A 12562-nucleotide genomic window follows, 5' to 3' on the forward strand; every position below is an offset into this window, starting at 1 on the left:
ACGAAAGGCAGGGCTGTGGCCACACTGGAGCGGACCCTGGTCGTCCTCAAGCCGGACGCCGTCGCGCGCGGGCTGGCCGGCCGGATCATCCAGCGGTTCGAGGACGCCGGGCTGAAGATCGTCGCGACGAAGATGCGGGAGCTGGACGCCGAGTTCACCCGCAAGCACTACTTCGACCTGGAAGAGCGCCACGGCAAGCAGGTCTACGACGCCACGGCGGCCTCGATGCAGGCTGGTCCCGTGATCGCGATGGTGCTGGAAGGCGTCGAGGCGGTCGCGAACGTACGCCGGCTCGTCGGCGGCACCTACCCCAACGAGGCCCCGCCCGGCACGATCCGCGGCGACTTCGCGCACCAGTCGAAGGCCTACTGCGTCGGGCTGGACAAGGCCGTCTCCAACCTCGTCCACGCGTCGGGTAACTCCGACGAGGCGAAGTACGAGGTCGAGCTGTGGTTCAGCGCCGATGAGCAGCACGACTACCGGACGCTCGCGGAGCCGTTTACGTTCTAGGCGCGTGTTACGGGCCAAGATCGGCGATATGTCGTTCAGTAAGCGTCTGTGACGGGTACGGTCGACATGTGATCGTGCTTGTAGCTGCACTCAAGGGCGGCGTTGGAAAGACGACCACCGCCGTGTATCTCGCTGCGCTGGCGACCTCCAACCGGCGGTCGGCGACCCTCGTGGACGCCGACCCGCAGGCGAGCGCGGCCGAATGGATCGAATATGCGGGCGATGAACGATTCAAGCGGATCGAGGTGGCCGAGGCACCGTCCGGCCGGCTGCTGACGAAGGCGCTGGACCGGATGGAAGCCGACGACATCGCTGTCATCGACCCGCCCCCGGGCAACGAGCGGTTGCTGAGCCAGGCGATGGAACGCGCCAACGCGGTGGTGGTCCCCACCCGTGTCGGCGGGATCGAGACATCGCGGGCCGAGGCCGTACTCGAGATGGTGCCCGATGGCGTACGCGCCGGGCTCGTGATCACCTCCGCGCGCACCTACACGCGCGACTACAAGGAGATCATGCAGGCCTGGTCCGAGGGCGGCGTGCCGGTCTGGGGCACGATCCCCGAACGCGTGGCGATCGCCGCCGGACCGAACGGGGCGCTGTGTCCGGAAGGTCTCGACGCCTATCGGAAGGTGTGGCGCCGGGTCCTCGCGGCCTCGCGGATGGCCGGCTGAGGACGGCCGCCCGGTGCGGTTGCTGCTGCTGGCCGACACGCACGTACCCGCGCGTGCCCGTGAGCTGCCGGCGCAGGTCTGGTACGCCGTCGCCGAGGCGGATGTCGTGGTGCACGCGGGCGACTGGGTGGACGTCGCCCTGCTCGACCAGCTGGAGGCTCGATCGGCCGCGTTGGTCGGCGTCTACGGCAACAATGACGGCCCAGCCCTGCGGGAGCGACTCCCCGAAATCGCCCGGGTCGAGCTGGCGGGCGTCCGGCTGGCCGTCATCCACGAGACCGGACCGGCCAAGGGCAGGGAGGCGCGCTGCGCCACCCAGTTCCCGGACGACGACGTACTGGTCTTCGGCCACAGCCACATCCCCTGGGGCACCGTGGCACCGAACGGCCTGCGCCTGCTGAACCCCGGCTCTCCGACCGACCGGCGCCGCCAACCCGTGGCGACCTACATGACCCTCGACCTCGCCGACGGCGAGATCGGAAAGGTCGAGCTGCACCCAGTGCCGAAGCCCGCCTGAGAGCGGAGCCGCTGCCCGAGAGCCGATCACGGAGAGCCCGACGGCGAGCGCCGACCGGCCGGTCGGCGCGGGGCCGGCGCCGATGAACGATGAGGGCTGGGTCTCCGGCGAGGGCGGGGCCAGATCGGGTGCGGACGGCTGCCAGGCGGTTTGCTTGTGGCGCGCCAGCGGCGGGTGGTCGGGGAGTGGCCGGGCGATCCTGTTGCTCGATGGGGAAGGGAGCGGCGGGGCGCAGCCGGGAGCACGGTCGTCGAGTCCGAGCCGGCGCTGGCCGAGCGAGGGTGGGCGGACGATCCGGGTACTGCCGTCGAGCGGCAGTGAGAGCCGGGCCGTGCCATGATCCGCGGCCGCAGCGGTGGGGAGGTCGCCGCTGCGGGGATCCGGGAGGCTAAGCCAACGTCGGCTCGTCTCGCGCTCGGAAATGTGGCGCAAGGTCGGGTTGACGTCAGCCGAAATCCGCTACGCCACTTGCGAATACCGCGCGGCCAGCGAGGCTCTACGCCCCGACCAGCGGCGGACCAACGAACCCCAGCTCGGCGCCGCTGGTACGGAGAGGAGGGTCATGTTCGCTTCGGAAGGCGTGCGGCTTCCCTTGCGCTGGTTGCATCCTCCGCAGGCCGCGATCGTGTTGATCCAGGTGTTGCCGCCGCCGCGAGAGCGCGGCAGGATGTGGTCGACCGTTGTCGCGGGGGCGCCGCAGTAGCCGCAGCGGTGGCCGTCCCTGGCCAGCACTCCCGCCCGAGACCAACCGGGCTGGCCGGAGCGGCGCCACCGAGTGTCGACGTACTGGATCAGGCGGAGCACCCGCGGCCGAGGATAGACGCCGAACGCACGGTCGGGTTCGGCTTCATGAACGACGGCGACTTCCCTGAAAAGCATGCAGATCGCGTGTTTGATGCTGACCCAGTGGAGTGGCCCAAGGTCTGCGTTTAGCACGAGTACCGTGTTCACCGGTCCAGCCTCCCTTCGCGGGGTCGAGGTTAGGAGCGGCTGCCAGGAATCGAACCCGGCTCTTCGCCTCGGCATGGCGATGCACTTCCGATGTGCTACAGCCGCGAAAGCAACGAGTGGTTTTGTTCATCTGGACGACGTGTTCTGGATACAAAAATGCCGCCCGTTCCCCATAAGGACAGGCGGCTAGGTGCATGTGGTGGTTACACCCTGGTTGTACCACGATGCCTGTCCCATGTGGTGGCGTGCTCGCTCTCGGCCAGAGCTCGCACACGGTCGGCTGCGGGCATGGCGCCTTCGCCGCGCGTCGCTGGCAGCGACGGCGTACACGAGGTTCGCCACACCATGTGATATCTCCTGACTCGGTTTGCTTACGCCTCAAGAATAGATCTTCCGCACCCGGACTGGCAACGGTGATTTCCGGCGTGGTGCGTCAAGAATTGCTTTGCGATTGGACGATATTGGCCATGGTCCGGCCCATTTCCGGCCACACCAAACCGCCCCCTGAACGCAAAGATCAGCCCTCGAGGACGCTGACCTCGGTGCCGTACTCGCGAGCCGCCTGGAACAGCGGGTCCAGCCGCGCGCCCGTGAGCGCCTCCGGACGGACGACGAGCCGCCAGTCCTGTGTCGCGCAGTCGTAGTCGGCGCCGCTGGCCTGAACCAGTTTCAGCTGCGCGTCGACCATAGCGCGGTCGTCGTGGTGCGCGGGAACGATGCGTAGCCGTACGAGCATGGCCGATCACCTCACCTGAGCCAAGTGTGCCCCGTTCAGGTCGCCGCTGCCCACAGCTTCCGGAACAGATCGCGGAAGATCGCGTCCCGATCGAGGTCGCGGATCTCGCGTACGAGATGCCGTGACGGGTCGTGACTCCACGCGTGGTTGTCGTTCAGGACGGGACTCGGCACCAGCACCGACGGTGCCCAGTCCGGATTCACCAACCAGGCAATGGCTCCGACGTCCCAGATCTCCTTGGACCGCCCGAAGTGATCGTCGGAGTGAGCTTCGTAGATCTCGGCGAGGTACGCACCCAGCGTGCCGTACGGACGCACGTGCCGGTCGATTTCCGGCAACGTGGTCTTCAGCTTCTCGGTGACGTTGACACACGGCACGTGCACCAGTGGCACTCCGCAGTCGAGCAGCACCCGGGACGCCCGCATGTCCTGGTAGACGTTGTATTCCGCGCCCGGATGCCAGTACGACGGATTGCCGCCCAGCCACACCACGACGATCTTCTCGGCGATCTCCGGTGCCTTCAGCAACGCCGAGGAGACGTTGGTCGGCGCGCCGATCGCCACGACGTACAGCGGCCGCTCGCCGTCCCGCGCTGCGGCGCGGGTGATCAGGTCGTCGGCGGCCGGGCTGTCGACGGCGGTCGCGTGGCCGGGCAGCCAGCTGCTGGAGCCCTCGAAGACGAAACCCTCGTGTGTCCGGCCGACCCGCTCGAGCACGCGCAGGATCTCCTCGTAGCTCAGCCGCATCCCCTCGGCCGGCCCTGACAGCAGAGGGTTGGCGAACGGCGCGGCGTAGACGGCCTCGAGCCGGATCCGCTCCGGCGACAGCAGGGCGTACGCCAGCGCGAACTGGTCGTCGATCTCGTTGTAGGTGTCGGTGTCGAGCACCATGTCGACCTGGCCGGCGGCAAGCTGCGGCTCCTCGAGCCGGCGAACCCGTTCAGCGTCACTGAGCGCGGAGAACTCGGTCATGCCAACAGGTCTAGCAGACTTCCCGTACCACGCGTCAGACGCCACTTTATGCGATCGGAGGTACGCCGGGATCTTGCCGGCCCCGCGCTCGCCGCTCGGATCCCTTGTCCTGAAGGCGGCGCGCGCTCACCTCTGGTCATCGTCCAGCGCGACGGCCGCGACCGGGCTGCAGCCGGGCGCGTCCTCCCGGCGTCCGGCGGCGGCGAGGATGTGCTCGGGAACTGGCCGCCGGCCTCCCGTAGAGCCAGGCCGAACCGCCGCTGTACGACGTCGGGGTGCTCCTCGGTGACGCTCTTGGCGTTCGGGGTCGTCGGTCTGGTCGATCGGGTGGAGCAGCGCACCCTTGCCGTTCGCCTTGATCGACAGCCACCACTCGTCGGTCGCGCCGGCGACGCCGTAGTTCCACGCCGTCACGACGTGATCGCGAACCTGTGGAGCGCCCGCGGTCACGGTCGGCAGTACCTCCGGGAACGCGCGGTCGAACCGGATGGCCTGCTCGGCGAACCGGTCGAGGTTGGGCGTCGGGATGGCCGGAAAGTCGTCGCCCCGGGGGTGGCCGGTCTCCGCAGCAGCCGACGGCGTCGCGCCGCAGCTGTCGAACACGATGAGGACCACGTTCGGGCGGTGTTCGTTCCGCGGCATCGCTTCGTCCTTCCTTCGGGGAGCCGGTAGGGGACTGGCGAGGAATTAGTCAATTTGGGTGACCCGTAAAACGAAAAAGCCGGTCATGAGGGTGTCAGTCGAGGGCCGGTCTCGGCCATGATGTGCGGCATGCGACCCGAGGCCGCCGACCTGCGCGCGATCCGCACGCACAACCTGCGTGCCGTCGCCGAGCTGGTGCGTAGCCGTGGCCAGGTCGCCCGGCGCGAGATCGCCGATACGCTCGCCATCAACAAGGTGACGGTGTCAAGTCTCGCGGCCGAGCTGATTTCGCTCGGCCTGCTGGAGCTGGGCGAGCGCCTCGAGACCAGCCGGCCCGGCCGGCCGTCGAGGGCGCTGCGGGTGGACCAGACGGTGCACGCGTCGATCGTGGCCGAGATCTTGCCGGATCAGGTCAGGCTGTCGGCGTGGTCGCTGTCCATCGACCAGCTCGAGCTCCCGTCCCTGGGACCGGACATCCACCCCGTGCGCGAGGGGCAGGAACGCACGGTGCCCGCTGTCGCCAAAGCCGTCGGCAAGGCCGCGACCTGGCTCTCGTGGAAAGGCCGCCGGGTGGTCGGTGTCATGGCCGCCGTACCCGGCCTGGTCGACGCAGCGGGCGGGCAGGTCGACGTCTCCGAGCCGCTGAGCTGGCACGATGCGCCGCTCGTCGATCTGTGGGGCCAGCGCGCGAACCTGCGGGACGTGCCGATCGTGCTCGGCCGGATCGCCAACCTGGCGACGATCGCCGAGTGGCGGCACCAACCTGAGGCCGGCGACCTGCTCTGCCTGCACGGCGGAGAAACCGGCATCGGAGCGGGCGTCGTCGTCAACGGCACCCTGCTCTCCGGCAGCCGGGGCCGGGCAGGGGAGCTGGCGTTCGGCGGGCCGCCGCACCTTGGGCTCTCCGAGCTGCTCGAGACGGCCAAGCTCCCCGCCGACGCCACGGTGGACGACCTGGTGGAGCGCCTCGACGCCGAGGACCGGCTCGCCTGGTGGGCCGTACGGGAGCTGGCGGAGCGACTGGCCAAGCGGCTGGCGGCACTGACCGCCCTGCTCGATCCGTCGGCTGTCGTGCTGGCCGGCTACTTCCCGCCGCTGGAGCCCTACCTGCGCCCGTTCCTCCTACGCGAGCTCGGCTTCGCGATCCGACCGCGGCCGGAGGCCGGTTACGAGCTCCGCTCCGGCGCCCCCGATGCTGCCCGCGTAGGCGGAGCCATCCTGCTCGCCGACCGTGCGTTCGAACGCCTCGACTCCCGCCTGCTCTAGCGAGAAGCGTCGGAGTCGCGAGCCGCGCCGGGCAAGCAGGTTGCCGGCATGGGGACCGCTCGGCTTCGCCGACGAGACAGGGCTCGGCAAGGTGCGTGGAAGGCCTCGAGCTCGACCGGATCGCCGCGCCGAGCCTCGGCATGGCGGCGTTTGCCGTGGGCGCCGTCGATCAGCTTGTACTTCGAGTGCACGCGGATGTGGATCTCCGGCGCCACCTTGAAGTCGCACGTCGTCGGCTGCGGTCCTTGCCGCTCGCGGCCGGGCTCGGGCTGATTCACGATGATCTTCAGCCGCGGCGCCCCGGTCGTAGGCCAGCGACCAGCCGGTCGGTCGGCAGGCCGCGTGTACGGCGAAACCCAGGCGGCGAATCCCCGTCTGGACAGGGACTCCCCTCAGCTTGCTGCCAGCACGGCCAGCAACAGCCCCTTGCCCACCGCGGCGACGGTCGAGGTGAACCCGCCGTCGGTCTCGACGATCTGCAGGAACCCCGCCACCTCGTCGGGGTGCGACAGTACGTTGTCGACGATCAGCAGGCCGCCGGGTCGCAGCACGCGTCGTGGATGTGGCCACCAGCCGGGGTACTCCGGCCGCTCGGAGTCGAGGAACAGCGCGTCGACGCTGCCGGCGGCGAGCCCGCTCAGCACCTCGCCTCCGTCGGCCTGGCGCAGCGTCACGTACTCGGTGAGGCCGGCCCGCGCGACGTTCCCGGCCGCCTCCTGCTGCACCTCGCCGTCGAGGTCGACGCTGAGCAGCGGTTGGCCGCCGTTGGCGCGCAGCACGTCGGCGAACCAGATCGTGGAGTAGCCGTTGGAGGTGCCGATCTCGACCATGGCCTGGGCACGCATCGCGCGCAGGACGACCGCGAGCAGCGCGGCGGAGTCGGGCTCGAGGTTGCGGCGGCGCAGCAACCGGTCGCTCTGGCTGGCGTCGTAGTCGACGCCCGCCTGGTGGAGAGACTCGAGCTGGTCGCGCAGGTTCGTATCCACGGCTTTCAGCCTAGATCTGCGCCATGCTTGGGACCGTGAGCGTGCTCAGTGAGATCGACCACGCGGTCGAGGTCTTCGTCCACGGTTTCGGCTTCGTCCGGAGCCGGAACCATCCGTACGTCGCCGAACGCGTCGGGCCTGCGTGGGTCATGCGGGACGCCGTACGGCGGGACCCGAAGAGGTACCGCCGCGAAGAGTGGGTGGCGTGCGGCGTGGAGCCGGCCGCGCTGGTCCAGCTGGCCGCCGAGCACGCGCGAAGCCGCTACTCCCTGTGCGTCGTACGTCCGGAAGCGGCCGATCCGGAGCCGATTCGGCAGGCCTACAAGGAGTTGGGCTTCCGGCTGAACGCCACCGAGCCCTTCCTCTGGCACCAGCTGGCCGACGTACCGCCGCCGCCCGACCAACGCGACGTCGCGATCGAGCAGGTCACCACACCGGAACAGGCCGAACTGCTGCGGTCGGCCGGCGGCCCGAAGCTGCCGCCGGACGCCTTCGATGCCGCCGGCCGGATGCGGCAGTACGCCGCACTGCTGGAGGACGTGCCGATCGGCTGGGTCGCGAGCATCGCGGTGCGCGACGGCCAGGACACGGCGTCGACCTGGTGCTCGGACCTCTACGTCGCGCCGGAACACAGACGGCGCGGGATCGGGCGCGCGCTGATGACCCGCATGCTGCGCGACGATCGTGACCGTGGCATGCGGAGCTCGGTGCTGAGCGCGAGCCACGCCGGTGCGCTGCTCTATCCCCGCGTGGGTTATGAGGCGCTGGGCGAGTTCCTGGTCTACACCCCGGTCAATCGGCCGCAGGAGTGAATGTCGCGGTGAAGTGCCGCAGTCGCGCCGGCTGCCGCACGATCCGCAGCCCCTGGATCTGCTCGGCCTGCTTGGCGACCAGCGTGACCACCTCGATCACGTAGTCCATGTGGCTCTGGGTGTACGTCCGCCGGGGAATGGCCAGCCGCACGAGGTCCATCGGCGCCACGCGTTCCACGCCGTCCGGCCCGAGACCGAACATCACCTGCCCGATCTCGCACGAGCGCAGGCCGCCCTCCACGTAGAGCGCACAGGTCAGCGCGTGTCCCGGATACGCCAGCGGATCAAGGTGCGGCAGCAGCGCCCGGGCGTCGACGAAGATCGCGTGGCCGCCGAACGGCACGACCACCGGCACGCCGGCCCGCTCCAGCGCCTCGCCCAGATAGCCCGTGGACCGAATGCGATAGCGCAGGTAGTCCTCGTCAATCGCCTCTTGCAGCCCGACCGCGATCGCGTCCAGGTCGCGCCCGGCCAGCCCGCCGTACGTCGGGAAGCCCTCGGTCAGGATCTGCAACGCGCGAAACTGCTCGGCCAGCCCGTCGTCGTTGAGTGCGAGCCAACCGCCGATGTTGGCGAGCGGGTCCTTCTTCGCCGACATCGTCATGCCGTCGGCGAGCGCGGCCATCTCCCGTACGATCTCGGCGACCGGCCTGTCGGCGTACCCCGGCTCGCGCGTCTTGATGAACCACGCGTTCTCGGCGAACCGGCACGCGTCGAGGAACAGCGGCTTGCCGAACCGGTCGCAGACCTGGCGTACCTCCCGAAGGTTCGACAGGCTCACCGGCTGACCGCCGCCGGAATTGTTGGTGACCGTCACCATCACCAGCGGCACGTCGTCGCCCCTGGACTCGAGCAGCCGCGTCAGGGCCGCGATGTCGACGTTCCCCTTGAACGGATGCCGCGACCGCGGCTGATTCCCTTCCGGAATCACCAGATCCACGGCCGCCGCGCCGCTGAACTCCACGTTCGCCCGCGTGGTGTCGAAGTGCGTGTTGTTCGGCACCACCTTGCCCTGCCCGCCGACGACGCTGAACAGGATCTTCTCGGCGGCGCGGCCCTGGTGCGTCGGCAGGATGTGGCGGAACGGGAACAGCTCGCGCACGGCTCGCTCGAAGCGGAACCACGACGGAGCACCGGCGTACGCCTCGTTGCCACGCTGGATCGCGGCCCACTGCTCGCTGGACATCGCGCCCGTTCCGGAGTCGGTGAGCAGGTCGATCAGTACGTCGTCGGCGTGGATGGCGAAGAGGTTCCATCCGGCGCCGGCCAGGATCGCCTGCCGCTCCTCACGGGTCGTCATCCGCATCGGTTCCACGCTGTGGATCCGGAACGGCTCGATGATCGTACGGAAGCGGTCGTCTCGCATGCTGAGAATCGTCGCATGCCGCAGCCGTTCCGACCGCGATTTCAGCCGCCGTTTCGGCCTGCGAATGACCACGTTAACCACGCTCTTGGCTGGTTAACGTGGTCATTCGCCCACGCGGCGGAGCCGGCGATCGGCACTTCGCCACGCCAGTAGGTGCTTCGCCACGCACCGGGGCGTAGTTAACCCGCCAATTACGTGGTTAACGTGGTCATTCGCGGCACCGCTCGGGCGGAGGTGACGGGTCAGTTGCCCGATCCGGGACCCACGCCCTGCATGATGTCGCCGCAGGCTTCCTGCGCGGCCTGGAGCTTGTCCGGGTCCTGGCCCTTGCCGTTGAGCTTGATCATGCCGGGGTTGTTCGGGTCCGGGTCGTCCATCTTGATGCCGTGCTCGCGCATGCACGTGGTGAACTCGCGGATCTTCTCGACCTGCTTGGGATCCATCTGCTGTCCACCGAGCTTGCTCGGCGCGTACTTCCGGCAGGCATCCTGGGCCTTCTCCATCTTCTTCATCTGGTCCGGGCCGGCCTTCTCGACCTTCATCTTGATCGTGCCGTCCGGGCCGGGGTCATCCATCTCGACGCCGTTCTTGCGCATGCACTCGACGAATTTCAGCGCCTGCTCTTCCCGGTCGAGCGTCGGCGAAGGCGACGCCTTCGCCGAGCTCTTCGGGTCGCCGTCAGCAGAGGCGACTTGTGTGCTTTCGGGCTTTTCGGCGCAGCCGGTGAGGAACAGGGTTCCGGCGGCGAGTAGCGCGACCATCGCGCTGAGTGTTCTCTTCATGGCGGTGCACTCCTTTCGCACCAGCCGATCTCAGCGGGCGGCACGTAAGACAGGCGTCAGCAAAGTCGGCCGACCCGGCCCACCCGGGTTTCCTTACGTTGTTCTTATGTCGAACCACCACGATGGCTTCCATGAGAGTGCTCGTTGTCGAGGACGAACGGCTGCTCGCCGACGCCATCGTGGAAGGGCTGCGCCGGGAGTCGATCGCGACCGACGTCGTCTACGACGGTGACGCCGCGCTGGAACGCCTCGGCGTCAACGACTACGACGTCGTGGTGCTGGATCGCGACCTGCCGGTCGTGCACGGCGACGACGTCTGCCGCGACCTCGTCGCCTCCGAGGCCGCTACGAGGGTCCTGATGCTCACCGCCTCCGGCGAGGTCGGAGACCGCGTGGACGGCCTCGCGCTCGGCGCCGACGACTACCTCGCCAAGCCGTTCGCGTTCGCCGAGCTGATCGCCCGCGTACGTGCGCTGAGCCGGCGCTCGCGGCCGGCACTGCCACCGCAGCTGGAGCGGGCCGGCCTGCGGCTGGACCCCAACCGGCACGAGGTGTTCCGCGGCGACGAGCAGATCGCCTTGTCCCGTAAGGAGTTCGCGGTACTCGAGGAGCTGATGCGGGCCGAGGGCGTGTACGTCTCTGCCGAGCAACTGCTCGAACGCGCCTGGGACGAGAACATCGACCCGTTCACCCACGTCGTCCGCGTGACGATCATGACGCTGCGCCGAAAGCTCGGCGATCCGCCGGTCGTCGAGACCGTGCCCGGCGTGGGGTACCGGATCCCATGAGCCGCCCGCGCGGACTGCCCCGCCCGACGATCCGGCTGAAGCTGACGCTGATCTACGCGAGCCTGTTCTTCGTCGCCGGCGCCGCCCTGATCGGCCTGACGTACTTCCTGGTCGCGCAGAGCCTGCCCGTCAAGACGGACCTCAGGGTGCTGATGACCGGGAAGAACCTGAGTCCTCCCTACCTCATCGACAAGGAAGACCTGATCAAGAGTCAGGCGTTCTTCGAGAAGAAGAGCGACGAGGCCGCGGCTCAGCTACGCCAGGACACGCTCGACTCGCTGCTCGCCCAGTCCGGGATCGCGCTCGGCCTGGTCGGGGTCGCGGCCGCGGGAGCCGGCTGGCTGATCGCGGGCAGGGCGCTGGCGCCGATCCACCAGATCACCGAGACCGCCCGCCGGGTGGCCGATCGCAGCCTGCACGAACGCATCGCGCTCGACGGGCCGCGGGACGAGCTCACCGAGCTGGCCAACACGTTCGACGACATGCTCGAACGGCTCGACCGCTCGTTCGACGGTCAGCGCCGGTTCGTCGGCAACGCCTCACACGAGCTGCGGACACCGCTCACCATCAACCGCACGCTGATCGAGGTCGCGCTGTCCAGACCGGGCGCGTCGGCCGACGTCCGGCAGCTGGGGGAGACGCTGCTCGTGGTCAACGAACGCCACGAACGGCTGATCGACGGCCTGCTGACGCTGGCGAAAAGTGATCGGGAGGTCACCGAACGCGTCGACGTCGACCTGGCCGAGCTGGTCGAGCACGTGGTCTCGCAAAGCCGGCCGGCGGCCGAGGCGGCCGGCGTCGAGGTGAGCACCGCCCTCTTCACCGCACCCGTGACCGGTGATCCGGTCCTGCTCGAGCGGCTCGCACACAACCTGCTCGACAACGCGATCGCCTACAACCGCCCGGGCGGCGAGGTCGTGGTGACCACCAGTTGCTCTCTTGGCCAGGCCCGGCTGGAGATCGGCAACACCGGCCGGACGCTGATGGAGTACGAGGTGCCGCGCCTGTTCGAGCCGTTCCGGCGCGGCGGCGCCGACCGTACGGAGTCGGCCAAGGGCGTGGGCCTCGGGCTCTCGATCGTGCGGACGGTGGTCCAGGCTCACGGCGGCGAGGTCTCGGCGATGCCGCGAACGGGCGGTGGGCTGGTCATCGAGGTGAAGCTCCCGGAAGCGAACGTGTTCTCATAGAGGTGTGACATGCGGGGAGTCTGGTGGCGTCGTACCGGATGAGAAGGGTTGGCAGCCACCAAGACACGAGGAGCACGCCGAGTGAGCCCGGAACCGCCAGACTTCGTGGAGTTCGCCTCCGGCCGCAGCACACAGTTGTTCCGCAGCGCCTACCTGCTGGCGGGCGACTGGCACCTGGCCGAGGACCTCGTACAGACGACGCTGGGCAAGCTCTATGCGTCGTGGCGGCGGGTACAGAACGCCGACAACCCCGTCGCGTACGCTCACACGGTTCTGTTCCGTACCTTCGTGTCACACCGGCGGCTGCGCAGCAACAGCGAGTTGCCATCCGAACAGCTTCCAGAAGGTGCGGCGCCGGTCGGCGACCCGGCACTGCG

General features: G+C 69.0%; 16 protein-coding genes and 1 tRNA gene. 8 read left to right on the forward strand and 9 right to left on the reverse strand.

Annotated elements, in window-relative coordinates:
* Positions 1-15 precede the first annotated feature (15 nt).
* The 3 genes from ACYVF6_RS02215 to ACYVF6_RS02225 all read left to right on the forward strand — a co-directional run bounded on the left by ACYVF6_RS02215 (position 16) and on the right by ACYVF6_RS02225 (position 1698).
* The gene (locus tag ACYVF6_RS02215; protein ID WP_460515143.1) at positions 16-510 is read left to right on the forward strand and encodes a nucleoside-diphosphate kinase; all 495 of its coding nucleotides are present in this window, start codon (positions 16-18) and stop codon (positions 508-510) included.
* Between the two features lie 68 nt (positions 511-578).
* The gene (locus tag ACYVF6_RS02220) at positions 579-1181 is read left to right on the forward strand and encodes a nucleotide-binding protein (protein ID WP_460515146.1); all 603 of its coding nucleotides are present in this window, start codon (positions 579-581) and stop codon (positions 1179-1181) included.
* A 13-nt stretch (positions 1182-1194) separates the two neighbouring features.
* Positions 1195-1698, forward strand: a complete 504-nt coding sequence (locus tag ACYVF6_RS02225) for a metallophosphoesterase family protein (protein WP_460515148.1) — start codon at positions 1195-1197, stop codon at positions 1696-1698.
* A 459-nt stretch (positions 1699-2157) separates the two neighbouring features.
* On the opposite strand, the gene ACYVF6_RS02230 is transcribed toward ACYVF6_RS02225, so the two are convergent.
* The 5 genes from ACYVF6_RS02230 to ACYVF6_RS02250 all read right to left on the reverse strand — a co-directional run bounded on the left by ACYVF6_RS02230 (position 2158) and on the right by ACYVF6_RS02250 (position 4998).
* Entirely contained in the window at positions 2158-2577 is a 420-nt protein-coding gene (locus ACYVF6_RS02230) for an HNH endonuclease (protein ID WP_460515150.1), read from the reverse strand.
* Positions 2578-2683: 106 nt separating this feature from the next.
* A tRNA-Gly gene (locus ACYVF6_RS02235) sits at positions 2684-2754 on the reverse strand.
* A 412-nt stretch (positions 2755-3166) separates the two neighbouring features.
* A complete protein-coding gene (locus ACYVF6_RS02240; protein ID WP_460515152.1) occupies positions 3167-3385 on the reverse strand; it encodes a hypothetical protein in 219 nt (72 codons plus the stop codon).
* Between the two features lie 35 nt (positions 3386-3420).
* On the reverse strand, positions 3421-4356 hold the full coding sequence (locus tag ACYVF6_RS02245; protein WP_460515153.1) for a nucleoside hydrolase: 936 nt from the start codon (positions 4354-4356) through the stop codon (positions 3421-3423).
* A 126-nt stretch (positions 4357-4482) separates the two neighbouring features.
* Positions 4483-4998, reverse strand: coding sequence for a hypothetical protein (locus tag ACYVF6_RS02250; RefSeq protein WP_460515155.1), 516 nt, complete (start codon positions 4996-4998; stop codon positions 4483-4485).
* Between the two features lie 129 nt (positions 4999-5127).
* On the opposite strand from ACYVF6_RS02250, the gene ACYVF6_RS02255 reads away from it, so the two are divergent.
* The gene (locus ACYVF6_RS02255; RefSeq protein ID WP_460515157.1) at positions 5128-6264 is read left to right on the forward strand and encodes an ROK family protein; all 1137 of its coding nucleotides are present in this window, start codon (positions 5128-5130) and stop codon (positions 6262-6264) included.
* On the opposite strand, the gene ACYVF6_RS02260 is transcribed toward ACYVF6_RS02255, so the two are convergent.
* On the reverse strand, positions 6261-6542 hold the full coding sequence (locus ACYVF6_RS02260; RefSeq protein WP_460515159.1) for a hypothetical protein: 282 nt from the start codon (positions 6540-6542) through the stop codon (positions 6261-6263). The genes ACYVF6_RS02255 and ACYVF6_RS02260 overlap by 4 nt on opposite strands.
* A 114-nt stretch (positions 6543-6656) precedes the next feature.
* Positions 6657-7250, reverse strand: a complete 594-nt coding sequence (locus tag ACYVF6_RS02265) for an O-methyltransferase (protein WP_460515161.1) — start codon at positions 7248-7250, stop codon at positions 6657-6659.
* A gap of 35 nt (positions 7251-7285) precedes the next feature.
* On the opposite strand from ACYVF6_RS02265, the gene ACYVF6_RS02270 reads away from it, so the two are divergent.
* Positions 7286-8062, forward strand: a complete 777-nt coding sequence (locus ACYVF6_RS02270) for a GNAT family N-acetyltransferase (RefSeq protein WP_460515163.1) — start codon at positions 7286-7288, stop codon at positions 8060-8062.
* On the opposite strand, the gene ACYVF6_RS02275 is transcribed toward ACYVF6_RS02270, so the two are convergent.
* Together ACYVF6_RS02275 and ACYVF6_RS02280 are read right to left on the reverse strand one after the other, a co-directional pair.
* On the reverse strand, positions 8043-9428 hold the full coding sequence (locus tag ACYVF6_RS02275) for a tryptophanase (RefSeq protein WP_460515165.1): 1386 nt from the start codon (positions 9426-9428) through the stop codon (positions 8043-8045). The genes ACYVF6_RS02270 and ACYVF6_RS02275 overlap by 20 nt on opposite strands.
* A gap of 242 nt (positions 9429-9670) precedes the next feature.
* On the reverse strand, positions 9671-10210 hold the full coding sequence (locus tag ACYVF6_RS02280; protein ID WP_460515167.1) for a hypothetical protein: 540 nt from the start codon (positions 10208-10210) through the stop codon (positions 9671-9673).
* 131 nt (positions 10211-10341) lie between these two features.
* On the opposite strand from ACYVF6_RS02280, the gene ACYVF6_RS02285 reads away from it, so the two are divergent.
* The 3 genes from ACYVF6_RS02285 to ACYVF6_RS02295 form a co-directional block, all read left to right on the forward strand.
* The gene (locus tag ACYVF6_RS02285; protein WP_460515169.1) at positions 10342-10998 is read left to right on the forward strand and encodes a response regulator transcription factor; all 657 of its coding nucleotides are present in this window, start codon (positions 10342-10344) and stop codon (positions 10996-10998) included.
* The gene (locus ACYVF6_RS02290) at positions 10995-12185 is read left to right on the forward strand and encodes a sensor histidine kinase (RefSeq protein WP_460515171.1); all 1191 of its coding nucleotides are present in this window, start codon (positions 10995-10997) and stop codon (positions 12183-12185) included. The genes ACYVF6_RS02285 and ACYVF6_RS02290 overlap by 4 nt, the downstream gene beginning before the upstream one ends.
* An 81-nt stretch (positions 12186-12266) precedes the next feature.
* On the forward strand, positions 12267-12562 hold a 296-nt coding region (locus tag ACYVF6_RS02295; RefSeq protein ID WP_460515174.1), incomplete at its 3' end, for a sigma factor.

The organism is Flindersiella endophytica (genome assembly GCF_054779015.1).